The organism is Tautonia marina (assembly GCF_009177065.1).
GTDB lineage: Bacteria > Planctomycetota > Planctomycetia > Isosphaerales > Isosphaeraceae > Tautonia > Tautonia marina.
The window spans coordinates 197,912-221,252 of record NZ_WEZF01000003.1 but is presented as its reverse complement, the minus strand read 5'-3'; the positions used below and the strand labels follow the sequence as shown (position 1 = coordinate 221,252).

The window sequence follows — 23,341 nt, the reverse complement described above, 5'->3', positions numbered from 1 at the left end:
CCATGAACCTCGCTCTGCTCCAAATGGCCGATTCGGCGCTCCCGATCAGCGGCTACACCCACTCCTGGGGGCTTGAAGCCGCCATCGCTCGGGGCTCGGTTCGAGACGCCGAGACCCTCGAGCGCTGGACCGCGCACTGGCTTCGAACCTCGCTCGGCCCGCTGGAGGGAGTCCTTGTCGCTTCCTCCTGCCGCGCGACGCGGGGTGGAGACATCGCCGCTCTGGCGTCCCTGAACGGCCTGGCCGATGCCTCGATCCTTCCCCCCTCGATTCGGGGCGCCAGCCGAGAGATGGGCGGCCAACTCATGACCCTCGGGGCCACCTGGGAGTGGTGTTGCTCGCGGCTCGTCCCGATCCTCAAGTCCTTCTCAGACGATCCCGAGTTCTGGCATCATTCGGTCGCCTTCGGTCTGCTCGGCGCCCTGGCCGACGGCGATCCTCAGGAGGTGCTGACGGCCTATCTGCACCAGGCGGCCCTCGGCGTGATCGGCGCCGGGGTCCGAGCGATTCCTGTCGGCCACACCCACGGCCAGCAAATCCTGGCCTACCTGCATGGCGAACTCCAGGCCCTGGTCGCCGACCTCGTTGATCGCGATTCTGAGACGGCCGGCGCCGGATGCCCTTCCTACGAGATTCTCTGCGATGAACAGACGCGACTCTATGCCCGCATGTTCCGATCCTGATGGCGATCCGGCCGTGTTCTCCCGGCCCTCCCGACGGCGACTCCGGCCAGCGGTCGTCTTCCACAAGGATCACGACCACCCCCACGACCACATGGGACGACCTGGCCCGGCCCGCTATGCCGGGCCGACGCGGCAGGTCTTCACCCTCGGTGTCGCCGGGCCGGTCGGATCGGGAAAGACGGCGCTGGTCGAGGCGCTCTGCCACGCCCTCTGGCCCGAGGTCAACCTGGCCGTCATTACGAATGATATCTACACTCACGAAGACGCCGAGTTCCTCTCCCGACGTGAGGCCCTGCCGCTGGAGCGCATCGTCGGTATCCAGACCGGAGGCTGCCCTCACACGGCCATTCGAGACGACGCCAGCGCCAACCTCAGCGCCGTCGGCAACTTTCAGCGCCAGTTTCCGGGTCTGGAACTGGTCATCGTCGAGTCTGGGGGCGACAACCTCACGGCTGTCTTCTCCCGAGAACTGGCCGACCGCTTCATCTTCGTCATCGACGTGGCCGAGGGGGACAAGATCCCCCGCAAGGGGGGGCCGGGCATTTGCAACTCCGATCTGCTCGTGATCAACAAGACCGACCTGGCTCCTCACGTGGGGGCCGACCTGGAGGTGATGCGGAGGGACAGCACCCGGATGCGCGGGGAGCGGCCGTTCCTCTTGATCAGCATTCGCCAGAACGAGGGGGTCGATCAGGTGGTATCCTGGGTCCGGGAGCAGCTCGCCGAATCGAGCGTGCCGAACTCCTGACTCCCCCCGAGTTCCACGGGATCGAACCCGTTGGCCACCCTGCCGCTCGCGTCGGAGGCGCTCGGATCGAACTGATCAACGACCGGGGCCGAACACGCCTGGGCCGCTGCTACCAGCAGATTCCCGTCAGGCTCATGCCCCCCTTCGATCTCGACGATGAGCCGGCGGCCCTTCTCTATCTCATCAACCTTACGGCGGGGTTGCTGGATGGGGACGGTCACCTGCTGGAACTCGTCGCCCGAGCTGGCACCCGTGCCGTCGTGACGGGTCAGTCCGCATCCCGGATTCATCCCGCCGGCGCGAGCTTTAGCTCCCAGCAGTGGGCCGTCGAGGTCGAGGACGACGCCCTGCTGGTCGTCCTTCCCGGTCCGACGATTCCCTATCGGGGGAGCCGATTCTTCCAGCGCGGTCGGGTTGAGCTTTCCCCGACCGGCCGGGTCATCTGGGGAGACATCTGGCTGGCCGGCCGATACGAACGGGGGGCAGCGTCGGAGCGATTCGTCTTCGATCGGATCGTCCAGGACTTCGAGGTCCGGCGATCCGGCCGACTCCTCTACCGCGATCGCTTCCGTTGGGATGGACCCTGGTCCCCCTCGGAAGTCGATTGGTACTTCGGCGGAGAACTCGCCTCGGGCAGTCTCTACGCGTCGGGACCGTTGCCGGAGGCACTCCCCGCGCCGCCCCCGGGGCTGCGGCAGGCCATCTTCCCCCTCGATGCCGGGGGGACCTGCATCCGATGGTGCGGCCACCCGACCGTCGTCACCGAGGCACTGGTTCGAACCGCTTTGCAACTGGCCGCCCAGTGGTTAGGCGGTCCCGACTCCCCTCCCTGGTTGCTCCGATCCAGCGGCCTGGCCAACAACCACTGGTTCTCGACACCTGCCCAGAGGAAGCAGTCATCTCCCGGAGCGTTACGCACCCGTTCCGCGACCGAAGAATGAACTCTCCCCGAGTTCAGTGGTCTTTTCCGGAATCACTCAGCGAAACGGGACAGGCCAACAGACCACGGTGAACAGAACCTCCGAGGTTCGGCCGGAGGCCTCTTCGATCTCGGGAACGCTCGACAAGAAAAAAAGAAAGCTGGGTGTTCCGAAAGAACTGCGCCGTCTGAGGCACTCTCGGAAAACCCAGCTTCCTTAACACCCGCCAGACCGGCGGTTTCAAACGTCTTAACCCATTGCAGGGTTGAGTGCCGAAGAGAGGACTCGAACCTCCACCCGGGGTGAACCGGACTAGGACCTGAACCTAGCGCGTCGGCACCGCCAATGAGGCGGGTTTGCGTCGATTTTGTGCCTGCAACCCTTATGGTACCGTGGTTTACGGCGAAATCAAGTCGATAATGTGTCGGCGATGCGTCGGCGATGCGGAGCCGACGTTGCCCCACATTTGCCCCAGATTTCGGGGGGGCGACTTCGGCGAACCTCATGAGCCGCCAATGGTGCGGACCTGGTCGATCGACGGAAGCCATCCGCAGATGGGCTGAGTAACGCCGGCCCGCCGCGCCGCCGCCCGGACCGCCACGAAGTCGTCGGCATCGGCGATGCGGCGGCCGTCTTCGGTCCAGGCGACCCAGCAGGAGGCCGGCCGGCTCGGGCCATAGGTCCTGGGGGATTGCGTTCCGGTCGGCCTCGGTACGGCTCGTCGTGAGGGTGATCGTCTTAGCTATGGGCAACTGCATGCGCGTGATGGTCTCTAGCCCGTCCATTTTAATGCCGGTCGGAGTGGTGTTGGTGACAGTTCTGACGCCTCCGATGTGAACTAGGATTCTTCAGTCTCCAGGCCCGGTCCAATGGTAGGCGGTGGTTGTTCTTTTCATCTCTCCAGGAGTGTCACCGATGTCAGGTTCCGTGTCCAAGTCCAGCGCAGATGGCCCAAGCACGCCTGCACGAACCGCGTTCTACGTCGTGTGCATGATTGCGTCAACGTTCGTCGCTCTGTTCGTGTTGCCATACCACGACATCTTTGCTGGCCAGCCGTACCAGCCGCCCGACATCTTAAAACCTCTCGTCTTCCGCCTGATGGCGGCGACGGTGATGGGGTTCGGCGTCACGTTCTGCTTTTCGAAGTAGTTCGCCGATCAGTCTGCTGCTCCTGGCGATCTGCTTCATGGCCTGTCGAAGGTCGCCATCGGCCTTCTAGGCGATCCAGCACGCGCTTGACCTGGGCCTTGTGTTCCAGACCGCCGCTCGGAGGGTGTGGTGGCCCTCGGCGTTCAGTCGGTCGGCGATCTCCTTGCAAGGAACGGCCCTCGGCCCGTAAATCGGCCAGCATCGGCGTCAGATTGGCTAAGGCCGCGTCGGCGTTCTCCCGGCGGCCCCGCTCGTCTCGCTCCCGGCTCCACTGGGCCGCCTCCCGGTTCACCCGCCGGCCATCGGACCGGGCGGCCCTCAGAGGCCGGCCACGGGCCTTGAATGCCGCCAGGGCAGCCCACGTCCGCTCGCTGATTCGCAGGGCCTCGTCCTCGGCCACGGCGGCGAGGATGTGAATGGTCAGCCGGTTCGCGTGCCGGTTGCCGCAGGTGACGAAGTCCACGCCCGACTCCATCAGCCCGGAGAGGACGTAAAGGTTGCGGGCCAGCCGGTCGAGGATGGCGATAACCAACCGGGCACTGGACCGCGTGGCGTGGACAATGGATTTGGACTGTTCGGTCCGGTCGGACCGCTTGCCGCTCTCGATCTCACGGTAGGCCCTCAGGAGCTTCGCCCTGTTGGCCTTGGCGCTATCCAGGGTCCGGGCCAATCTCACCATGAGACTGGCCCTGAGGCCCTGTTGAATCTGGTGGGACGGTCGTCCCACGAAACGCTACCCCCGCCCCGCCGATCCCGGACAGCGGCCAGGGGCGGACGTTGCCGCCTGGCCACGGCGACCGTGCCAGATGGGCTACCTCATCCGGCAGGGCGGACCGCAGCGGCGGCTGGCCTGCTATCATGACGATCGCGCGGCGGGCCGGTCCGCCGGGCTTGGGCGTCAGGCGGCGGGGGATCGCTCGACACGATGACCTGGGACGAGCATTACCGCCTGTGGTCGGACGCCCGCTGTAAGCCGGGCCAGGATGCTCACTGGCAGATGCAGGCGGCGCGGAAGCGTGTCGCCCAGAACTCGCCGGATGATTGGCGGTGGCTCGGAGAGGGGCTTGCGGACCCGGACCGGAAGGTGTTCGTCGCGTTGGTGTTTAAGTTCCAGCCGGTCCCGAAGCGGCTTTTCGACCCGATGCTCCGTGCCGCCGTGCTGGAGCGGAACCCGAGCCTCAACCGAGTTTTCATCGAACCTTGCGTGCGGTCCCTCGGGGCACGTCGGGTCATCCTGACGTTGCTGGGGTACCTGGAGTCCGGGTCCAATGCCGAGAAAGCCGGGGCGGCCAGCGCCATGTACTGGGCGGTTTGGGCGGGCAACCCCCGGAACGAAGACCTGGGCGACTTGCGGCAGCGGTTCGATTGCCAGATGCTCCGCGAGTTTGTCGCGTACCCGGACCTGGAAGTTCGCCGACGAATCATCCCGATGCTGCGCCTGGAAGCGGACGCCTACCCCGCCGAATTGAGTCCTCTCATCCCCCTGGCGGTCGATGTCGCCCGGTCGCATCCCGACGAGTACATCCGTCATCGGATCGAGGTCCAGTTGGGGGCTGGTGGGCCGTTCATGGCCATCCCCGACACCTGAGCCTGTCACGTCAGCCCAACGCCTTGCGGACCCAGCCCACCGCGACACATAGCGTCTACCCATTTCGTCATGGGTCTGGGCCGTCCCGTTGCCAGCATTCTCCAGTGACCGGAGCCGGGCAATCTCGGCGACACCCTATTTGTCAGCCAGGACGGGGTCTTTCGAGGGGGCGATCACCCCCCGATCCCGCCCTGCGGCCGGGCCCAACGCGACCCCTTCGGGCCGCTTTGAACGAAACGGGCCGGCCCGCGCCAGACAGCCTTCAAGGCTCGTGGTGCGTTCAAATCGGCTCACCAGCAAGATGATCGACAAGTCCGGCGAACGCCCGTTCCAAGGTCTCCTAGCGGCCCTGAACGAGAAGCCGGGCCTGCGGCCGGACCTGAGTTTCTACTGGTCTCGCTCGTGAGGGTGGGCATTCGCGGCAGTGTTCATCCTGGCGATGGTGGTGTGCGCCTTGGAGAGAATCCGATCGGGGAACTGGAAACCCCATGAGCGTCATCGAGTCGGCCGAGATCACCCAATGAATCCCCGCGTGGCCGATCATCAAGAGTCGGTCAATTGCTCCTGGATCGCCTCGAACTCGGCCAGGGCGGCGCGGAGGTCCTCGACGATCTCCGAGGCGATCACGTCCGGGTCTTCAAGGCCGGCAGAGTCTTCAAGCGATTCATCACGGAGCCAGAACAGATCGAGGCTCACCTTGTCGCGCTTGAGTAACTCCTCGTAGGTGTACGGCCGCCAGCGACCCTCAGGGGTCGACTCGGTCCAGGTGGGTCGGCGTTCGTGGCGATTCTCGGGATGGTAGCAGGCGACGAAGTCGTCAAGGTCCGACCGCTTCAGGCGGTTCGTCTTGAGCGTGAAGTGGATGTTCGTCCGCAGATCGTAAACCCAGACGGTCTGGGTCCAGGGATTCGGGCTGGCCGGCTTCCGGTCGAAGAAGAGGACGTTGGCCTTCACGCCCTGGGCGTAGAAGATGCCCGTGGGCAGGCGGAGGATCGTGTGAACGTCGCACTCCTGGAGCAGCCGTCGCCGGATCGACTCGCCGGCGCCACCCTCGAACAGGACGTTGTCGGGCACGACGACGGCTGCCCGGCCGGGAACCTTGAGCAGGGTTTTCACGTGCTGGAGGAAATTCAACTGCTTGTTGCTGGTCGTGGCGTAGAAGTCGTCGCGGACGATCGTCATCGCCTGGCGGTCCTGCTCGCCCTCCTCGTTGACGTAGAGGTAGCTCGACTTCTTGCCGAACGGCGGGTTGGTGAGGATCAGGTCGAAGCGATCGCCGGGGTCGGAGCGAAGGCTGTCGTCGGTCGAGACGGGCGGGGTCGCCTCATCGGCGTCGGGGCCGACACCGTGCAGGAGCAGGTTCATGGCGCAGAGGCGGGTGACGCCGTCGACGATCTCGATGCCTCGCAGCGCCTCTAATTTCAGGTGCCGCTTCTGGTCGCGGTCGAGGCTCGGATTGTGCTGGGCGATGAAGTCGTGGGCAGCCAGCAGGAAGCCGCCGGTGCCGCAGGCGGGGTCACAAATCGTCTCGCCGGGCTGGGGACGCATGACCTCGACGATCGCCTGGATGAGCGGACGGGGGGTGAAGTACTGGCCGGCTCCGCCCTTGGTGTCCTGGGCGTTTTTCTCCAGCAGGCCCTCGTAAGCATCTCCCTTCACGTCGGCGTCGATCATCCGCCATTGCTGCTTGTCGATCAGGTCGACGATCAGGCGTCGGAGCTTGGCCGGGTCCTGAATCTTGTTCTGGGCCTTCTGGAAGATGACCCGTAGCATCCCGCCTTGCTTCGGCAGCGTCTCCAGCACATGGCGATAGTGCGTCTCCAGGTCGTCGCCGTCGCGGGCGAGCAGGCTTGGCCAGTCGAAGCCATCGGGGATGATCGAGGGTTTGCGCCAGGGCGGCTGCGTCTGCTCGTGGGCCATCTTGAGGAACAACAGGAACGTCAACTGCTCGACGTAGTCGCCATAGGACAGGCCATCGTCGCGGAGGACGTTGCAATAGTTCCAGAGCTTGGAGACGATCTGCTGGGCGTCGGTGCTCATGGCGTCGTTCTGGGGGATCAGGGGGTCAGCCAATCCTCGACATCGAGGCCGCGATCGGCGCGAAGGAGTCGGAGTCCGTGTTGGTGCCGAGCAGGTCGCTCACCCGGGACGCTCCCGGTGCGACCACTGCTGGCGCTCGTGGACGATTGCGTCGAGCGACTCCCACTCCTCCTCGGGCAGGTACGCCAGCGATCCGGCCAGGGCGGCGAGACGCCGCTTTCGTTCGTCGGGGTCGATGAGGGGCCGGATCGTGACCTCGACGCGCTGGCCGTCGGCCAGTCCCGGCTCGGCCTCCAGGGCGATCGTCTTGCCCTGGATCAACCCTTGGATCGTCCTGGACATCGTGGCCTCCTCCTCCGGCGTGAAGCGAGCCGTCGGGCGATCCGGGGATGATGGATCAGGAACACGGCTCGTCCCGGTCGCGGGCGGCCAAGCGGTCGCGACGAACCTGCTCGGTTGCGGCATCGAACTCGGGATCGTCGGCCATCGAGCCGGCGATGCGCCGGATGGCCGCGTCGCGGACCTTGCGATCGGGATCGTGTTGGGGCGTAGAGGGTCGTTCAAAGGTCGGTTCGTCGGCATGTTGTTCATGGGCCACCCGACTCGGCAGATCGGTCGGGCGGCTCGGGGTTCGGGGCGCCATTGCCCTGCCCGGGGGAGGGGTCGTCATCATCGTCCCACCAGTCGTCAGCACGGACCTCGACGTGGCGAATCTGCTCCCAAACATCCAGCGGGATGGCGACGGTGACGCGATCGCGGTGGGCCTCGAAGTCGGACTTCTCCAGGGTCAGATAAACCTCGCCCGATCGGAGTAAGTCGACGAACAGATGATGCCGCTCGCCATGCGCGAGCGTCGATCGGGTGCACATGCGATCGTCCCCATCGGCCCCGAGATTCCTGCTGACCCGGCCAGGACCATCATACCAGGACCGTGCGTCATCCGAGGGCCTCAACCCGGTAGACCTCGTGCAGCGTACGGCCCTCGGTGTCCTTCCACTCGACCCATCCATTGGCGGTCCGGCCCATGACGACCATCGCCGCCGTGCTGGGCGAGGAGAAAAGATAGTCCTGGGTGAAGCGAATGCGGCTGTCCTCCTCGACGAGGATGCCGGCGCCCCGGAGCTTCTCGCGGGCGGCCACGAAGGTCGAGGAGGCCGAGGGGACGATGTCGGCCCGTCCGGTCGATCCGGCCCGGACGACGAAGCCGTCCTCGACGAGTTCGCCCTTGCCGTCGGCCTCGCGGGCGGTGCAGAAGAACAGCGGGGCGGCCACGGGGCTGAAGATCGGCTCGAAGATCGGGTAGCCCAGCGCCGAGAGGAGGATGCCGAGCGTGTCGAAGGCGTCGAGCAGGTCGGCCTCGATCGGCTCGGTGACGAAGGGCTTGCCGGGGGTGACCTCGTTGACGACCTCGAAGCGGCCGATGCGGCGGGCCTCCTGGATGCTGTACCACTCCAGGTATCGGATGTGGGCGGGGGTGAAGCTCTGGGTGCGGGAGACGCAGACGGCGGCGGTGCGCCAGAAGTCCTTGGTGACGTTGTGGCGGTCGAGCCGGGACCTGGGGTCCTCGGACTGCCCGACGTAGACTTGGGGCTTGGCGGCCTCCTCCGACTCGCCGAAGAGGAAGTAGGCGGCGACCTGGCCGAATTCGGGCCGCTCCTTGGCTCGGGCGAGGTCGGAGCGGGGAATGAGCACGACCTGGACGATCCGGTTGGTCATCTCCGCGATGCGAAGCCCGCGCGGCTCGCCGGTGGGCAGGAAAATCTGGATCGTCTTGGCGTTCGGGCGCGTCATGCCATCACTTCGTCGCTGGGGCTGTGGGCTCAGGTTCGCTCGGGGAGTCGTCCGCAATGGTGCGGGCGACCGGGCTGAATTGGGACACACCTACGACCGGGAGGGATCAGTCTCATGCCGGGGTCCTTCGGGGTCAAGCAAAACGGCGAGGGCGACGGGGGGAGCGGTTCAGGTCGCCGATGAGGGTGGTGCGAAGTGGGTGGTCATTTCGGGGCTGGTGACTCAGGATGCTGATGACGACTCGACGGACGACCGGCTGGGCGGCTCGGGAACCTGCTCAAGCGGAGCGGGGAGCCTGGACGATCGAGTGGATACGGTTCGTCGTCTCACCCCATGCCAACCAGGAACCGGCCGTGCCCCGCTATAGTGACTACCACCGGACCGTCATCGGGTATCATGGGACGAAGTGGTCGGTGGCCCAGGACATCGTCCGGGGAGCGGCCGAGTTCGAGCCGAGCCGGAACGACTACGATTGGCTCGGGCACGGCATCTACTTCTGGGAGTATGCTCCCCAGCAGGCGTTCCTCTGGGCCCAGCAACTCAAGCGGAGCAAGGGGTGGACCGAGGAGATCGCCGTGCTTGGCTCGATGATCCGGCTCGGCAATTGCCTCGATCTCCTGGACCCTGGTTTCGCGAAGGACCTCAAGCGGTTCCATGAGGGCTACCTGGACACGATGGACCAGATCGGGGAGAAGCCGCCTCCGAACATCCGGCAGAAACGCCTCAACTGCGCGGTCTTCAACTTCGCGTACCAAACGGCCGAGGAAGAGGGCGATCCGATCGACAGTTGCCGCGCGGTGTTCGTCCCGACGGCGGATCGGCTCTGGGATGCGAGCGGGATCAACCCGCAGGCCCACGTCCAAATCTGCGTCCGAGAGCCCAATTGCATCCTCGGAACCTGGTGGGTGAAGCCGAGGGAGGAGTGATCCGATGACGACCGACCGCATCCGCCGGGTCTCCCTGAAAGTCGCGGAGATGCCCCTGGAGAAGCGGATCGAGATTCTGGAAGCCGCCGGGCTCGCGAGCCCGGCGGCCATTGCCCGCGCCAGGGCCAAACTCGCAGGATCGGCGAAGGCGAAGCCCGCGAAGAAGGCGAAGACGCGGGCGGTGAAGAAGTCGATGAAGGCCGCCGGGCGCCGTAGAGCCGGGCAGAAGTAGCTCGGGTCGGTCCTCCGATCCAGAGGGTGATCGCTCCCCGGATCAGGCAGGGGATTGCGGACCTGTGGATCATTACGAAGCTGAGCGCCAGGCGGCCTTGGTCGCCTTGGCGACCCGCTCCCGGCGGGGTATGCTCGATCCGAGAGGAGGGCCCGGCATGGCGAGCATGAACATCACGCTGCCCGACGAGGACAAGGCGTTCGTGGAATAGGAGGCGGCCCGCCGGGGGTTTAACAGCGTCGGGGAGTACATGAGCGCCCTGATCCGCGAGGACCAACGGCGGTAGGCCGCTCGGCATCGGGTCGATGGCCTGCTGGTCGAGGGGCTCGACTTGGCGCCGGCGACGCCGATGACGCGGCAAGACTGGGATGCGATCCGGCACGAGGTCCATCGCCGCGATGCCGAACGGCGGGGATGATCCGATGGCAGGAACCCCGCCGAGGCTCGACTGGTCCGCGTCCTGCATGGTGCCTGCGGCCTCGATCGCCTGCTCGATCGAGACAGGGGCAACGATTGACAAACGATCGTTCAAGCCCTGTCGGCTTAAGGTCGAGGGCAGATTACGTAAACGCGACGATCGTTCTCGTCGAGATCATCGTCAATCATGAAATTCAGCGGGATCGTCGTGCCGTTGCGTTCTACCGTGCCATTCCAGGAATCGGAGTCACCAGAGATTCCTTCCCGGATGAATTCTTCCAATTCGGTTTCAACGTCGTCACCAAACGCTTGTTTGAATTCCTCGATCAGCGACCCGATGATCTGGACGTTCTCCGTTGTCACCTTCTCGCGAAGGCCCGGGAAAGCCTCATCGAGATCAACCCTCGCGGAGTGCGGGTACTGGTACAGTGGGGATGGCATGGTGTTCTTGGCTCCTTGGTGCTGTCGATTTGAGCAACCACTCGTAATCTAGGCCAAGAAACGAGCAAGAATCGAACGCTAATCGAAGAGGGATGGCTGATGATCCGGCCCAGACCGTCGGGATCGAGCCCCCTGACCAGCCCGAGGTTTTGGGGCCGGCGGCGAACCGCCGGCCCGAATGCGTTCGAGAAGGGCTGAGGCGGGCTCGTCGGCGGGGTCCTGGGGGACGAGGCGGCCGGAGAAGGCCCGCTTGAGGATCGCCTGCCGCAACCGCTCGACCCGCTTCAGGCCAGCGGCGAGGGCGGCGTCGAGGGCGTTGATGAGGGAGAGGCGGCGCTCGACCTCGGCGACGATGCGGTGTTGCTCGGCAAGCGGCGGGAGCGCCACCGGCAGGGCGTTGACCTTCGTCACGCTCAGGGTGTGCAGGCCGCTGGTGGAACTGGACACTTGCATGACCCGAGACGAGCCGTCTGGGGAGTTCCAGTAGCAACCGACGTAGGAGGGCGGCAGGTCGCCGACCAGGCGGGCGCGGATGATGTGGTTCTGGTGGACGCAATCGCTGATGGCACCGTTCCAGATCGCCATGCGGCCGATCTCGGTCGGGCTGCCGTTGCCCTCGACGATCAGGAGGTCGCCCGGCTGCAACCGCAGCTTGTCGAGTTCGTCGCCGAACAACTCGATCCGGTGGACATCGTCGAGTTCCAGGCGATTGCGGTAGACGTTCGCCACCCGGAGAAAGGGGTAGGCGTTCTCCTTCGGGGTGCGCTTGGGCTGCTTCTGGATTCCGCCCTGAATCTCGGCGATCTGGGCGGCTGCCGCCCACGTCCACCCCTCGGGCAACTCCGGCAGGCTGCTGGTGTCGGGCGGGTTCGGCTCGGCGTACTTTGCCTTCCAGCGGTCGTCCTTGGGGGGCTTGCCCTGGGCGTGGAGCTTGGCGAGTTGGTCGGCCTCCCAGCGGGAGCGGCGGTGCTGGAGGATGCGGGAGAGGAGGCGGTCGGCGGGCTCGTAGTCGTGGCCCTCGGCGCGGGCGAGTTCGGCCTCGGTGGGGACGAGGCGGCCCTCGCAGGCGGCCTTGAGCACCGAGGCCCGGTAGCGCCTCAGCCTCGCCCTCGCGCTCTCCAACGCCGCAATCCCCTCGTCGAGGCGGGAGAAGTGCTCCTCGATGGCGGCGACGATGCGACGTTGTTCGGCCGAAGGCGGGATCGGTACGGGGAAGGCGCTGAGCTTCGTCAGGTTGATCGACGCGAGGTTGGTCGTCTGCTTCCCCTGGCGCGTGAAGTAGTCTTGGCCAGCCGTATTGCCGTACCAGGAAATGATCTTCGGCTCGATCTCGGGGGACCGAAGGCGGGCGCGGAAGATGTGGTTCTGGTGGATACACTCGGCGATCTCGCCGCGCCAGACCCAGCCGCGCCCGAGCTTGTCGCGGTCGCCGCCCTCAGTGAACAGGATGTCGCCGGGCAGGAGAATCAAGCCCCGGACTTCGTCCTCCGTCGCCTCGATCGTCTTGACCTCGTCAAGGTCGAGGAAGCCGCGTTGTACGTTCGCAACCCGGAGGTAGGGGACCTCTCGGAGCCCATCTCGCGTTTTCCGCTTCTGGCCCTTGGTGATCCCGCCCTTGACCTCGGCAATCTGGGTGAGCGACGCCCACTCCCATCCTCGTGGGAGAGGTTGTTGATCCTCGTCAGTCATGCCGCCAGGACCTCATTCAACTCGTCGATAATCTGCTCGAACTCGTCGCCGAAGAGGGAGTAGACCCTACCGAGCCCGCCCTTCTGGTTGAAGGGGGAGTAGTCGAAGTCGTCGGGCTCGATGGCGAGGTTGGCGGCGATGTGGTCGCGGATCAGGGCCAGCCACTCGCGCTGCTCGGGGGAGAAGCGGCGGCCGGCGGCCTCCTGGCGGGCGAGCCAGTCGGCGAAGCGGGCGTCGACCTGCTCGCGGAAGGGGGACAACTCGTCGTCCTGGTGCGTGGCGAAGCGGACGAGCGAGACGATGTCGGTCAGCAGCCGGGGGGCCGAGGCGCCCCGGACCTTTGAGCGGTCGAGCGCCTCGTAGGCCCGCCAGAGGACCTCGGGCGTCAGCCGCCGGGGAGGGGCCTGGATCGTCTCGGCCAGCGCCTTGATGTCGGCGAACCGCAGGCGATGGGCGTGGGGCCGGCTGTAGAGGACCTGGAGCGCGGTGATCTCGTCGCGGTGCTCGCGGAGGAACGCCTCGAACGACTCGACCACCGTGCGGGCCCGATCGGTCGCGTCGGCCGAATAACCCGCGTGCAGGACCTCGTCGATGCTGACCTCGTCGATCGTCTGCTCGGAGCGTTGTTTCGACTCGGCCAGCGCCTTGCGGAGTGTCGGGTTGGCCATCAGGGGCATGGCGGCCTCCAGCCGGATCGCCTCGGCGGCCTGGGCGAGTTGCTCGGGGGAGGGCTCGGCGTCGGGCGGGAGGTCGTGGGCGAGTCGAGCGGCGTCGGCGTGGCGGTCTGGGTCGAGCGTGGCGACGAGATCGGCGGCGAGGTCGCGGATCGTCTTCCCCCCGGCGAGGTCGGCCAGTGCGTCGCGGTCGGCTGGGGAGAGCGTCTTGTCGAGCCGGGAGAGGCGCGAGGCGATCGAGGAGAGGACATCCGGATCGGTACTGCCCCCGCCGACGGCCTGGAGCAACTTGTCGAACGCGACGGTGGGCTTCGCCTCCAGGGGTTTCGTGTCCACCAGCTTCGTCTCACACTGTCCGACGCAGTCGACGATAACGAAGTGGGTCTTTCCCTTCGCATCGGGCGTGACGGCCCGGAAGTCGGCGTCCTTGATGACGCGGACGCCCCGGCCCTTCATCTGCTCGAAGAAGTTGCGACTCTTAACCGCTCTCATGAACATGACGACCTCCAGCGGCTTGATGTCGGTGCCGGTGGCGATCATGTCGACGGTCACGACGATCCGGGGGTTGTAGCGATTGCGGAAGTCGCTGAGCAGGTGCTCGGCCTTCACCCCGCTCGACTTGTAGGTGACGCTCTCGATGGCGTTGCCGTCCTCATCCGTCTCGGTCGAGACGATGCGTGCGGTGCCGGTGCGGTAGGTGATCTTCTGGCAGAACTCGTTCCCCTTGCCGAACTCCTCGCGGACGACCTGGACGATCTCATCGGCGTGACTGTCGTCCTTGGCGTAGATGAGGGTCTTGGGGACCTCGTCACGGCCGGGGAAAATCTCGGTCGGGAGCCGGTCGCGGAAGGCGCGGATCACGGTCCGAATCTGGTCCCTGGAGACGACATCGCGGTCGAGCGCCTTGGCGTCGTACTCCAGGTCGTCGTCGAGCGTCTCCCAGCGCATCTTGCGGGTCTGGCGGTCGCGCCTGCCGACCTGATAACCGGCCTCGACGACCGAGCCGCCCTGGGTGATCTTCGTGGCGATCTTGTAGACGTTGAAGTCGACGTTCACGCCATCAACGACGGCCTGATCGTGGCCGTACTCCATGACCAGGTTCTTGTTGAAGAACCCGAAGGTCTGTTTCGAGGGCGTGGCGGTCAGGCCGATGAGGTAGGCGTCGAAGTAGTCGAGTACCTGCTTCCAGAGGGTGTAGATCGAGCGATGGCACTCGTCAATGACGATGAAATCGAAGAATTCGATGGGGATGTTCGGGTTGTAGACGACCGGCATCGGCTCGCGGCGGAGGTCGTCCATCGTCTCGAAGGCGGAGACCTCGTCGGCCTCGGGCGGCAATTCCTTGCCCTGGAGGATCGAGTAGAGGCGCTGGATGGTCGAGATGCAAACGCGGGCGACGGGATCGGGCCGGCGGCCTTGCAGGTGGTTGACGTTGTAAAGCTGATCGAACTTGCGTCCGTCGTCGGGCGTGTCGAACGATCGGAACTCGTTCTCCGCCTGGCGGCCGAGGTTGGCCCGGTCGACCAGGAACAGCACTCGGCGAGCCCCGGCGTGCTTGATGAGACGGTAGATCGCATTGACCGCCGTGAACGTCTTGCCGCTCCCGGTGGCCATCTGAATCAGGGCTCGGGGCTTGTCGGCCGCGAGCGACGCCTCAAGGTTCTGCACCGCCCTCAACTGCGCCGGCCAGAGACCTTTCTCGTCGAGCGCCGGCATGTCCTTGAGGCGCTTGCGTAGCGTGCTGGGCCAGTCGGCCAGCCATTCCGCATGCGTCTCGGGCCGGTGGAAGGTGAAGACTTCCCGCGATCGGGGCTCGGGGTCGAGCCAGTTCGTGAAGCGGGTCTCCTCGCCGGTGCTCTGATACAGGAACGGCAAGGGCCGATGGTGGGCCGGCAGGGCGTCGGGAAGCCCCTCGCTGTAGCGCGTGGCCTGGGTTTCGACGCCGGTCAGCGTCGTCCCCTCCTTCTTCGCCTCGACGACCCCGGCCGCCTTGCGGTCGACGTAGAGCAGGTAGTCCGCGAAGCCGTGCCCGTGCTTCAACGCGAACTCCCGGACGGCGATCCCCCGTCCGGCAAAAAGGTTCAGTTCGTCCGCGTCCTGGACGACCCATCCTGCCGCTTCGAGTTTCGCGTCGATCTGCTGTCGGGCCTGGTCTTCGGGCTTCGGCATGAGGCGCACGCAAGGCGTCTGGGAGCATTCATGGAGTTCGACATCACTGCCATCGTAATCTCCGTCCTGTCCGATGACCAGGCATTGATGGCATCCGTGCCCTGGGAACCTCAACGGTGAGTCTTGTCGACATCGAGAGGCAGGATACGGACCTGGCCTAAGCCCATGACAGTTCCCTTTCCCAGGTGGAGCCACTGGGCGGCGGCCAGGAGCGGGGCGAGCGGACCGGGGCCATGGGGAAGGTCGAGTGAGCCGACGACGCCGCGTAGCTCAACCTCACGATGCTGAGAGCCAGAGTAGCGGACCAGATCGAGCCGTCGGCCGCGCCAGGGCCGGTGCGGCACCGCTCGGGCAGCGTCGAGCCAGTCGGCCCGTCGTTCCCAGAGGGGATCGGCCACCGATCCAAGCAAGCCCCCGATCCGGCGGAGGGCGGCGAGTGCCAGGTCGGCGGGCGTCGGCGCGTCGATCAACCGACCCTGGCGGAGCAGACGCAAGGGGGCCGGGATGTCGATCCGACAGCCTGCGGCGATGCTCCCGGTCGGCCAGGGCATCGGGTCCAGAGCGAACCCCGGCTGCACCCGTGCCGGCCCCAGTGGGGTTTCGTCCCAGGCCAGAGGGATGGCCGCCGTAATGCGAAACGGCCGCCGCTCGGGGCCGAGGCCCCGCCGCTCGGCCTCGTCCCAGGCTGCCCACAGGGCCGAGTCGGTGTCCTGGTCCGTCCGACCGAAGACGATGAACTCCACGGCCGGTGCCGGGTCAGCCTCGCGTGGGGCCGGTCGCATCAGGTAGCGGGGTACTCGAACCTCGTCGCCCTCGAAGACCTCGCGATACCGCTCCTGCGACCCATCACGCAGTGCCGCCCCCCAGACGCCACGCAGCAGGGGCACCGTGACGAGGACTCCCGGTGTTGACAGGTGCAACCGCCAGGCACGGACGTTCAGTTCCCGTAATACCGCTGTGTCCAATGACGGTGTCATCACTACTGCAATCCCCTCGTGAACAGGGCGGGGCATACGCGAGCGGGACAAATTCCGCGACCCCTATCTCGCGGTGACGGCGTTTCAATCCCCTCGTGTTCGGGGCGTGGACGTACAAGTCGAAGCCGAAATCAAGGCTTTGTCCGAAAACATCAAAACGTCGTTTCAATCCCCTTGTGATTGGGGCGCGGGCGTACGCGCTATCGCATAACTGGGAACCACTGCGAGGCAAGCGACGATCAACGTTTCAATTCCCTCGTGATCGGGGCGCGGGCGTACGCCGAACAGGCGTCGATCGTCACGAGCAAGGAATCGCGTGGCATGTTTCAATCCCCTCGTGATCGGGGCGAGGACATACGCCCGGACCCACACGCTTCGCTCACACTGGAGCCCCGACGCGTTTCAATCCCCTCGTGATCGGGGCGCGGGCGTACGCATCCCGGAGGACCAGGAGACGTTCGTCCACATGCGGTTCGCCACGTTTCAATCCCCTCGTGATCGGGGCGAGGACGTGCGCCATATGGATCAAGATGTTGATGCGTGCTTCGCATATAACATGTTTCAATCCCCTCGTGATCGGGGCGAGGACGTACGCTACGGACATGGCGTTCGATGCCCGTGATTACCAGGACGTTGTTTCAATCCCCTCGTGATCGGGGCGAGGACGTACGCAAATCCTTGCCGACCGCGAGCAACTGCTCGACTCCATCAGTTTCAATCCCCTCGTGATCGGGGCGAGGACGTACGCAGAACTGGGAGGACCGCTACTACGAGGTCTGCGGTCGGCTCTTCTGGTTTCAATCCCCTCGTGATCGGGGCGAGGACGTACGCCCGTAATGATCCCGAGCGTCAAATCCAGGGCGCACGTATGCGTTTCAATCCCCTCGTGATCGGGGCGAGGACGTACGCAACCCGACTGAGCCCAACTACCGGCCGATGGATGACGGCCTGATGTTTCAATCCCCTCGTGATCGGGGCGAGGACGTACGCCCGAAGTGGCTGAGGAGCGAGTGGAAGGCGTGGATCAACGTTTCAATCCCCTCGTGATCGGGGCGAGGACGTACGTCGTGGAGCCCACCCATCGCAGCCCTGGCCAATAGCCTGATCGTTTCAATCCTCTCGTGATCGGGGCGAGGACGTACGCGGATCGGCATCGACAGGCTCCTTGAGGACGCCCGTACCATGTGTTTCAATCCCCTCGTGATCGGGGCGAGGACGTACGCGGCACAGTGCGCAACTCCTTCTCAGAAAATAAGTTGCACGGGCAATTTCCGTAACCGGCGTCGGAGGGCAGGATGCTTCCTAAGGAAGTTCGTGCATTCCGGGCTAATCCGCTTACGAAAATCCAGACCTTGGTAAGGTTTAGAACGTTCCGTAACCGACGGTTCCCAAGGAGGCGCTGAAGATAACGATCAGGCAAAACAGGGCGTCTTGGCCCGTTAGACGTGCATCACTGACTCAGTGGATAAAGACGATTTCATCACCGGGTCGGACCTCATCGGCACGCCGGCCGAGCAGTAGCGACTTCCTGGAGCAGGCGGCACAAAGCGGATAGACCGAGACGCGGTCGGAGGCCGGGTCGACTATAGCGGTTAATTCCTCGATCAGCTTGTCAAAGAGCCGATGATCGAGGACCATCTCGAAGACACTATACTGGACGCGGCCGCCGAAATCATCCAGGCACTTGGCGATCCGGTTGCGCCGGGGGGTGTCGGGGATGTCGTAACAGACGAGGTAGCGGGTCGCCTCGCCATGGGTCGGCACCGATCAGCCTCCATAGACGAAGGGGCGGTAGGCGGGGCCGCCACGCAGGTCGGCCACCAGCCGTTCGATCTGGCGGTCGAGGAGTGGCCTGACAGCGAGCCGGTCGGGACCCTCGGCGTCGGGCTCCGCCTCCCGCAACGGCCGGAGCAAGTGCGTTTCCCATTCGGTGAAGAAGGGTTTCAAGCCCTCGCGGGTCAGGCGAACACCACCGGGGCAGTCGGGGTCTGGCTTGGTGACGTAGAGTGTGGCCACTGCCTCGGGGCGTTCGAGCTACCGGTGTGCCTGGAGCCAGTCGTTGAGGGCCGCGACGACGGCCTCACGCTGGCCGTCGGTCGTCGCCGACGACTCGACCGCGAATGTGACCGCCTCGGAGCCGTCAGACCAGGTCCCCTGGACCTCCTCGCCCCTCAGCCGGAACATCAGGGGGCGGGGCAGGTCGGGGTTGCAATAGACCGTATGGCACGATCGGACCTGCGGGACTCCGTCGGTGATCGCCGCGAGGTATCGCCGCAACTCCTCGCGGTGGCGGAGGATTACGCCGTGGCCGCCGAGCTTCGGCGGGTGCTTCTCCGAGGCGAGCACAGGAGGGGGTAGGAGTCGGTCACGCTCGGTGCGGAACCGTTCTCGGAAGGTCTCATGGACGATCTGGCCGGTCGGCGAGAGGGCCAGGTACTCCTCGCCGTCGACCTCAACGCGGTCGACGAAGCATTCGAGGACCTCGCCCCCATCCGCCAGGTCTTCGGCGAGCGAGGCGGCCGGCACCTGGCCTTCGGCGTCGAGCAGGGCCAGCAGGCCGCTGTGACGCATCCAGGCCCGCACGTCGAGCGCCACGGGCATCGGCGGGAAGGAGATGATCTCGTCGAACCGCTCGTGTTTGTAGTAGACCGGAACGCCGAGAGCCTGGCCCAGCAATACGGCCACGGCGATCTGGGCCTTGTACCCGCCGGTGGCGTTGATGGCGCATGCGCCGGGGCCATAGTCGCGCACCAGCCGGCAGACAACCCTGGCCAGGTTGCGCAGGCCCTCAGTGCGGAACCGGCTGGGATCGCTGTCCTGCAATCCGTCGATCACCCTCGTCTCGGCGATGGGATGGCCGGCCCGGCGGTAGTAAGCAGTCAGGACCCGACCGATGGCCCGGCCGTCGTCGGTATCCGAGTGGCAGAAGAACAGGTTCGCATCGGGGACGGCGTATCCCCTGGCCAGCAGGCTTGCGATCGAGTTGATCTCGGCACCGCAGGTCCGCTCGGTGGGGGGCAATGTCGCCAGGGCCCCGGCCACGGCGTCCCATTCTCGTGCGTCGTAGGCGGCGGCCAGCCGGTTCCGCACGGGGTCGGGGTCGTCGGCCCGCAACCCGGCGAGGTTCGGCATAAAGAGGCTCGTGCCGACAGTGCTGATCAGCGTGGTGGCGGGTCGCATGTCATCGGAGCCCCAGGGCCTCTCGGATCAGATCGACAGGGTCGTCGGCCTCGGCCATGGCACGGACCTGATCGCGGGTCACCAACGCACAGCCGTAGGACGCAGCCCGGTTGCGATGTCCTTCCCTGATTGTGCCGGTCCGGGGGTCGGTCAGGAAGTCGGAGGTCGTGGCCAAGGCAGTACGCACGTGCAGGGCCCGGAACTGACGGATGACGGCCTCGACCTTGTAGAGGATGTCGCCGCCGGGGTCGTGCTCCTGGCTGCCGGTCTTGCACTCGACCATCCAGAGCCGGTAACGGTGCATGAAGGCCACGTCGAAGTCGTTGCCAACCCGAGTGTCTGGGCTCGTCGGCTCCAACCCGAGCCGCACGTCCCAGATGTCCAGAGCGTCCCGATGGCGATCGAGCAGGCCCCAGATGAAGACTTCCAGCCAGCCCCCCAGCAGGAATTGCGTCTGGTACTTGTCCAGCTTGCCAGTCGGTACGCCGTCCTGCTCGGCCAAGCCGAAGTGCATGTTGATGGCTCGGAGGAGGTCCGGGTCCGCGATCGCCCCGGGTTCCAGGTGCCGGCGTTCAAGGTCGAAGCCCCTGTCCCGGGCCTTGCCTCGCTCCCGATCGTCCTCGAAGCGGATCAAGCCGTCGGCAGTGCTCTGGGTCGCCAGGACCCGCGCCAGGTCCCACCATCCTCGTGCTCGCTCCTCGGCCTCGGCGACTTTCTCGGGGGGCTTTCGTGAGGGAAACCCGTAACCGGCGAGAAACTCGGCAATGCTGGGCCGATAGTCACAAGGCTCGACCTTCGAACCGTCCATCCAGCGGATGAGGTTCGGCTCCCGGCCACTGAGGTAGATCGACGAGGCGTCCATCACCGAGAAGAACATGAACGCGGCGATGGACATCGGCTTGGTGCCACCCGTCAGGTTCACGATCCACTCGGCCGATGGATGGCGTCCGAATGCCTCCTGCAAGGCGCGACGGACCTCGGGCAGGGAGTCCTCGTGCTCCAGCGGTTGGACCTCGTGCCGGTCAGTGTAGTCCAGGCTGCCGGCCTCTAGGGCCCCGAGGAGATGCTCGGCGGCGTGACGCCGCCTCATCTCCCCGGTCTCGACCAGCACGAGCCGGTCGGGCTTGAAGTGGTGGACCGAGAGCAGGTTGGGCACGTGCTGCTCGGACAGCAGGCAGAGGAGGATACGCATCGACGGGGGTCCAATCACTCAACTCGGAACGACATCTCGCGGGCGCCGACCGCGTGAACGATGAGCGTCATGCCGTTGCCAGGCTCCTTGTCGGAGGGCACCTTGGCCGAATCGACGATCGGCCCGCTCAGGCCGGTCGGCTCGTGTCGCGCCTTCCAACCGCCCTTTTTCGTACGCTCGGGGAGCAAGGTGGCCTCGACGCGATCGCCGGCTTTGGGATGGCTACGGGGCGGGGCAGCAGGCGCTGGACCGCCATGGAGTTCGCCCCGCGTCCGGGCCGTTCCCGTACCCCGGCGCTGGCCGAGTCCCCCGCCCCCTGCCGGGCTGGGTCGCCCGCCGCGCCCGCTCGGGCTCGGCCGGGAGGACCTCGGAGGAAGTTGCGACCGACACAGGAGGTCGTCACGCAGGTGGTCGAGGAACGTTTGCAGGAACGTCACGCTGCTCTCGCGAGTCGGCAGCCTGGGTGCGGCGAAGGCGATGGCCCGGACCCGATGGGCGTTGCCGCCGGCCCGCTCGACGTGGATGTGGACCGGCGATGCGTGTCGTTCGCCCGCCCATCGCCGGTCCCCGCCATCCATCCGCCGGGGCACCCCGAGCGACGCCTTCGTGAAGCCCGTGGGGGCATCCCGCTCGGACCAGGTCGGGACCAACTGCTCCTGCTGATCGCGGTCGTGGGAAAACCTCTTGGCGAACGCCTGCCAGGCGAAGCCAACCTGATCGAGCACAGCCCAGACATCGGCCCAGGGGAACTCGGCCTCGACTTCCTCTGCCGCGAGGTCGCAGAGGGCCGGAGATTCGGCCGTCCCCGGGCGTTCGTCCTCGGGCAGGCCAAGACGCCTGCGGAGCCGGCGGGAGACCTCGCGGCAGCGTTCGAGGTCTAGGTCGTCCAGCCCGTCGGACGAGAGTGACCCGAATCCTTTGCGCGCCTTGGACCCGACCCCGCCGTACCGGCAGAGCAGCCAGAGCGCGGCACGGGCCTGGGCGAGCACGTCTTCGGGGCCGATCCCGCGATCCCGCAGCGCCTGATTGGTCCGTGCCGTCAGCCGGATCGTCCAGGTCGCCCCGGGTTCGATGACGAAGCGGCGCCGGCCGCTGTCATCCATACCGCGAGTGGCATACCAGAGACCCTGGGTCGTCTTCCCCGGGTCGGCCTTGGGGATGCCATAGGGGCCGACCTTCTCCTCCTGCCTCATATTGACCCTGGTGCGTTTGTCGTAGGGCAAGGCGGCCGGTTGCTGCGACTCGATCTGGAGATCGACGACGCTGCCGGCAGCGGTGTTGCCCCAGATCGCCGCTTCCAGGTCCCGCAACTGCGTCAGGTTGAGGGCGCCGGCGTGCAGGGTCCGCCACCACCAGCGGAGCAGGCCCCGGAGCGTCGCGGGGCGGAGGTCGCAGTCGTCCTGCTGTTGGCTCGCCCCGGCCAGGAAGGCCGGCGATTCGAGCGACAGGGCCGCCGAGAAGTTCGTGCGGTGCGGGCCGCTTGCTACGGGCGGTTCGTCGCCCTGCGCGGTGAAGCGGCCGTAGCCGGCGGCGGTCTTGGCCCCGCAGCCCAGGTGAGTCAGGCCACCGTCCAGCCATGCGCGGGCGAGGCCCAGCAGGCGATCCTCAACATCTCCTCGCCGCTTGCCCAGCGCGAACGAGAACACCTGGCCTGCGGGCACGGCCAGGAAGTAGACCATCGACGGCGATTCCCAGTCTCCCGGCCAGTCCTCCCCCCGGTAGTAGCCAAAGTGGTGGTTGTTGATAATGTCCACCATCAGCCGGGGCCAGGACGCAGGCCAGGCGTCGTGGAAGATGATGGTGCCGGCTGCCGCCCCCTCGTCCCCCGCCCCCCGAATGAAGCCGAAGATGCGTTCAATGTCCCTTGCCGCCGCCGCGTCATCGGGCTGGCCCGGCCGCCAGACGGTCTCGGCATAGGCACGGGCCAGGCCCTTGAGGCCCGAGCCGGGAAGGAAGGTGAACCCGTAGATCGGGTGCAGGCAAAGGCCGGCGTTCTCCAACGCCGAGGCCCGTGCCAGGTGCAGTGTCAGCGGCCCCTTAGTCTCGCGCCCCCAACGCACGGTCCCGGCGGCGTCCAGCATCGCGTCCCGACGCCGCAAGACCTCGGCGAGGAGTTGCGTATCCCCCTGCGATCGCTCCGCGACCTCGGACAGGACCCGCTTCTGCCCCTCCTGGTTAACGGCGGGCATCATGTACTTGTCCAACCGGAGGCCGGGATGGACGAGCCCCTTGAACCGCTCCACCAAGTCACGGAGCGAGGGCGACAGCGGGACAGCGCTCAGGAGGGGATCGTCCCTGTCGAGGGATTTCGGCAAACGAAGGAATGACGATCGCGGTTGACGGACGCGGCGGGCAGTCCCATCGGGGCCGAGGTTGAAGGCAACCTCCAGGCCATCGCGAATCTCCTCGACCCTGAGCCCTTCCAGGTCCTTCGCCGTGAACAGGAGACGCGTGCCTCGCTCATCGAGGACGGCGCCTTGGGATCGGGAGCGTACCCAGAACTGGACCCTGCCGATGGGCATCCC

General features: G+C 66.1%; 23 protein-coding genes and 1 CRISPR repeat array. Of the genes, 8 read left to right on the top strand and 15 right to left on the bottom strand.

Annotation, left to right across the window (positions count from 1 at the left end; translation table 11 throughout):
* Window positions 1-2 precede the first annotated feature (2 nt).
* The 4 genes from GA615_RS05435 (at window position 3) to GA615_RS05420 (ending at window position 3,500) form a co-directional block, all read left to right on the top strand.
* Window positions 3-683 carry an urease accessory protein UreF gene (locus GA615_RS05435; protein ID WP_152050254.1) on the top strand — a complete coding sequence of 227 codons (681 nt, stop codon included), beginning with the start codon at window positions 3-5 and terminating at the stop codon, window positions 681-683.
* A 91-nt stretch (window positions 684-774) separates the two neighbouring features.
* Window positions 775-1,431 carry an urease accessory protein UreG gene (gene ureG / locus GA615_RS05430; protein ID WP_152050388.1) on the top strand — a complete coding sequence of 219 codons (657 nt, stop codon included), beginning with the start codon at window positions 775-777 and terminating at the stop codon, window positions 1,429-1,431.
* Window positions 1,432-1,565: 134 nt separating this feature from the next.
* The gene (locus GA615_RS05425; protein ID WP_152050253.1) at window positions 1,566-2,372 is read left to right on the top strand and encodes an urease accessory protein UreD; all 807 of its coding nucleotides are present in this window, start codon (window positions 1,566-1,568) and stop codon (window positions 2,370-2,372) included.
* An 894-nt stretch (window positions 2,373-3,266) separates the two neighbouring features.
* Window positions 3,267-3,500 (top strand): hypothetical protein, encoded by a 234-nt coding sequence (locus GA615_RS05420; protein ID WP_152050252.1) that lies wholly within the window; start codon window positions 3,267-3,269, stop codon window positions 3,498-3,500.
* Here the strand turns inward: GA615_RS05420 and GA615_RS05415 are convergent.
* Entirely contained in the window at window positions 3,478-4,179 is a 702-nt protein-coding gene (locus GA615_RS05415; protein ID WP_152050251.1) for a recombinase family protein, read from the bottom strand. The two genes, GA615_RS05420 and GA615_RS05415, sit on opposite strands and share 23 nt — an antisense overlap.
* Before the next feature lie 246 nt (window positions 4,180-4,425).
* On the opposite strand from GA615_RS05415, the gene GA615_RS05410 reads away from it, so the two are divergent.
* Window positions 4,426-5,088 (top strand): hypothetical protein, encoded by a 663-nt coding sequence (locus GA615_RS05410; protein WP_152050250.1) that lies wholly within the window; start codon window positions 4,426-4,428, stop codon window positions 5,086-5,088.
* A gap of 543 nt (window positions 5,089-5,631) precedes the next feature.
* Here GA615_RS05410 and GA615_RS05405 read toward each other — a convergent pair.
* The 5 genes from GA615_RS05405 to GA615_RS05385 all read right to left on the bottom strand — a co-directional run bounded on the left by GA615_RS05405 (window position 5,632) and on the right by GA615_RS05385 (window position 8,919).
* Window positions 5,632-7,128 carry a class I SAM-dependent DNA methyltransferase gene (locus GA615_RS05405; protein WP_152050387.1) on the bottom strand — a complete coding sequence of 499 codons (1,497 nt, stop codon included), beginning with the start codon at window positions 7,126-7,128 and terminating at the stop codon, window positions 5,632-5,634.
* Between the two features lie 99 nt (window positions 7,129-7,227).
* Complete coding sequence (locus GA615_RS05400; RefSeq protein ID WP_152050249.1) at window positions 7,228-7,470, bottom strand: hypothetical protein; 243 nt, start codon at window positions 7,468-7,470, stop codon at window positions 7,228-7,230.
* Window positions 7,471-7,525: 55 nt separating this feature from the next.
* Entirely contained in the window at window positions 7,526-7,726 is a 201-nt protein-coding gene (locus GA615_RS05395) for a hypothetical protein (RefSeq protein ID WP_152050248.1), read from the bottom strand.
* Entirely contained in the window at window positions 7,716-7,997 is a 282-nt protein-coding gene (locus GA615_RS05390; protein WP_152050247.1) for a hypothetical protein, read from the bottom strand. Before GA615_RS05390 ends, GA615_RS05395 begins: the two co-directional genes overlap by 11 nt.
* Window positions 7,998-8,064: 67 nt before the next feature.
* Window positions 8,065-8,919 (bottom strand): GIY-YIG nuclease family protein, encoded by an 855-nt coding sequence (locus GA615_RS05385; RefSeq protein ID WP_152050246.1) that lies wholly within the window; start codon window positions 8,917-8,919, stop codon window positions 8,065-8,067.
* A gap of 233 nt (window positions 8,920-9,152) precedes the next feature.
* Between GA615_RS05385 and GA615_RS05380 the strand changes: the two genes are divergently transcribed.
* The 3 genes from GA615_RS05380 to GA615_RS27370 all read left to right on the top strand — a co-directional run bounded on the left by GA615_RS05380 (window position 9,153) and on the right by GA615_RS27370 (window position 10,288).
* The gene (locus GA615_RS05380) at window positions 9,153-9,845 is read left to right on the top strand and encodes a hypothetical protein (RefSeq protein ID WP_152050245.1); all 693 of its coding nucleotides are present in this window, start codon (window positions 9,153-9,155) and stop codon (window positions 9,843-9,845) included.
* Window positions 9,846-9,849: 4 nt separating this feature from the next.
* Window positions 9,850-10,077: a hypothetical protein gene (locus GA615_RS05375; RefSeq protein ID WP_152050244.1), complete on the top strand. Its 228-nt coding sequence runs from the start codon at window positions 9,850-9,852 to the stop codon at window positions 10,075-10,077.
* A 64-nt stretch (window positions 10,078-10,141) separates the two neighbouring features.
* Window positions 10,142-10,288: a hypothetical protein gene (locus GA615_RS27370; RefSeq protein WP_161602191.1), complete on the top strand. Its 147-nt coding sequence runs from the start codon at window positions 10,142-10,144 to the stop codon at window positions 10,286-10,288.
* Window positions 10,289-10,620: 332 nt separating this feature from the next.
* Here the strand turns inward: GA615_RS27370 and GA615_RS05370 are convergent, their stop codons facing one another.
* From GA615_RS05370 to cmr6, 9 genes are all read right to left on the bottom strand, one after another.
* The gene (locus GA615_RS05370; RefSeq protein WP_152050243.1) at window positions 10,621-10,935 is read right to left on the bottom strand and encodes a hypothetical protein; all 315 of its coding nucleotides are present in this window, start codon (window positions 10,933-10,935) and stop codon (window positions 10,621-10,623) included.
* A 78-nt stretch (window positions 10,936-11,013) separates the two neighbouring features.
* Window positions 11,014-12,624: a restriction endonuclease subunit S gene (locus tag GA615_RS05365; RefSeq protein WP_152050242.1), complete on the bottom strand. Its 1,611-nt coding sequence runs from the start codon at window positions 12,622-12,624 to the stop codon at window positions 11,014-11,016.
* Window positions 12,621-15,467: a type I restriction endonuclease subunit R gene (locus GA615_RS05360; protein WP_152050241.1), complete on the bottom strand. Its 2,847-nt coding sequence runs from the start codon at window positions 15,465-15,467 to the stop codon at window positions 12,621-12,623. Before GA615_RS05360 ends, GA615_RS05365 begins: the two co-directional genes overlap by 4 nt.
* A 110-nt stretch (window positions 15,468-15,577) precedes the next feature.
* Window positions 15,578-16,444: a CRISPR system precrRNA processing endoribonuclease RAMP protein Cas6 gene (gene cas6 / locus GA615_RS05355; protein ID WP_161602190.1), complete on the bottom strand. Its 867-nt coding sequence runs from the start codon at window positions 16,442-16,444 to the stop codon at window positions 15,578-15,580.
* An 81-nt stretch (window positions 16,445-16,525) separates the two neighbouring features.
* Window positions 16,526-17,667: a CRISPR direct-repeat array (repeat unit 37 nt; unit sequence GTTTCAATCCCCTCGTGATCGGGGCGAGGACGTACGC).
* A gap of 235 nt (window positions 17,668-17,902) precedes the next feature.
* Window positions 17,903-18,208 (bottom strand): CRISPR-associated endonuclease Cas2, encoded by a 306-nt coding sequence (gene cas2 / locus GA615_RS05350; protein WP_152050239.1) that lies wholly within the window; start codon window positions 18,206-18,208, stop codon window positions 17,903-17,905.
* A gap of 3 nt (window positions 18,209-18,211) precedes the next feature.
* On the bottom strand, window positions 18,212-18,460 hold the full coding sequence (locus GA615_RS05345) for a hypothetical protein (RefSeq protein WP_152050238.1): 249 nt from the start codon (window positions 18,458-18,460) through the stop codon (window positions 18,212-18,214).
* An 18-nt stretch (window positions 18,461-18,478) separates the two neighbouring features.
* Complete coding sequence (locus GA615_RS05340; RefSeq protein WP_152050237.1) at window positions 18,479-19,624, bottom strand: putative CRISPR-associated protein; 1,146 nt, start codon at window positions 19,622-19,624, stop codon at window positions 18,479-18,481.
* A 1-nt stretch (window position 19,625) separates the two neighbouring features.
* Window positions 19,626-20,816, bottom strand: a complete 1,191-nt coding sequence (locus GA615_RS05335; protein ID WP_152050236.1) for a Card1-like endonuclease domain-containing protein — start codon at window positions 20,814-20,816, stop codon at window positions 19,626-19,628.
* A 14-nt stretch (window positions 20,817-20,830) separates the two neighbouring features.
* Window positions 20,831-23,338: a type III-B CRISPR module RAMP protein Cmr6 gene (cmr6, locus tag GA615_RS05330; protein WP_152050235.1), complete on the bottom strand. Its 2,508-nt coding sequence runs from the start codon at window positions 23,336-23,338 to the stop codon at window positions 20,831-20,833.
* Window positions 23,339-23,341: the final 3 nt, after the last annotated feature.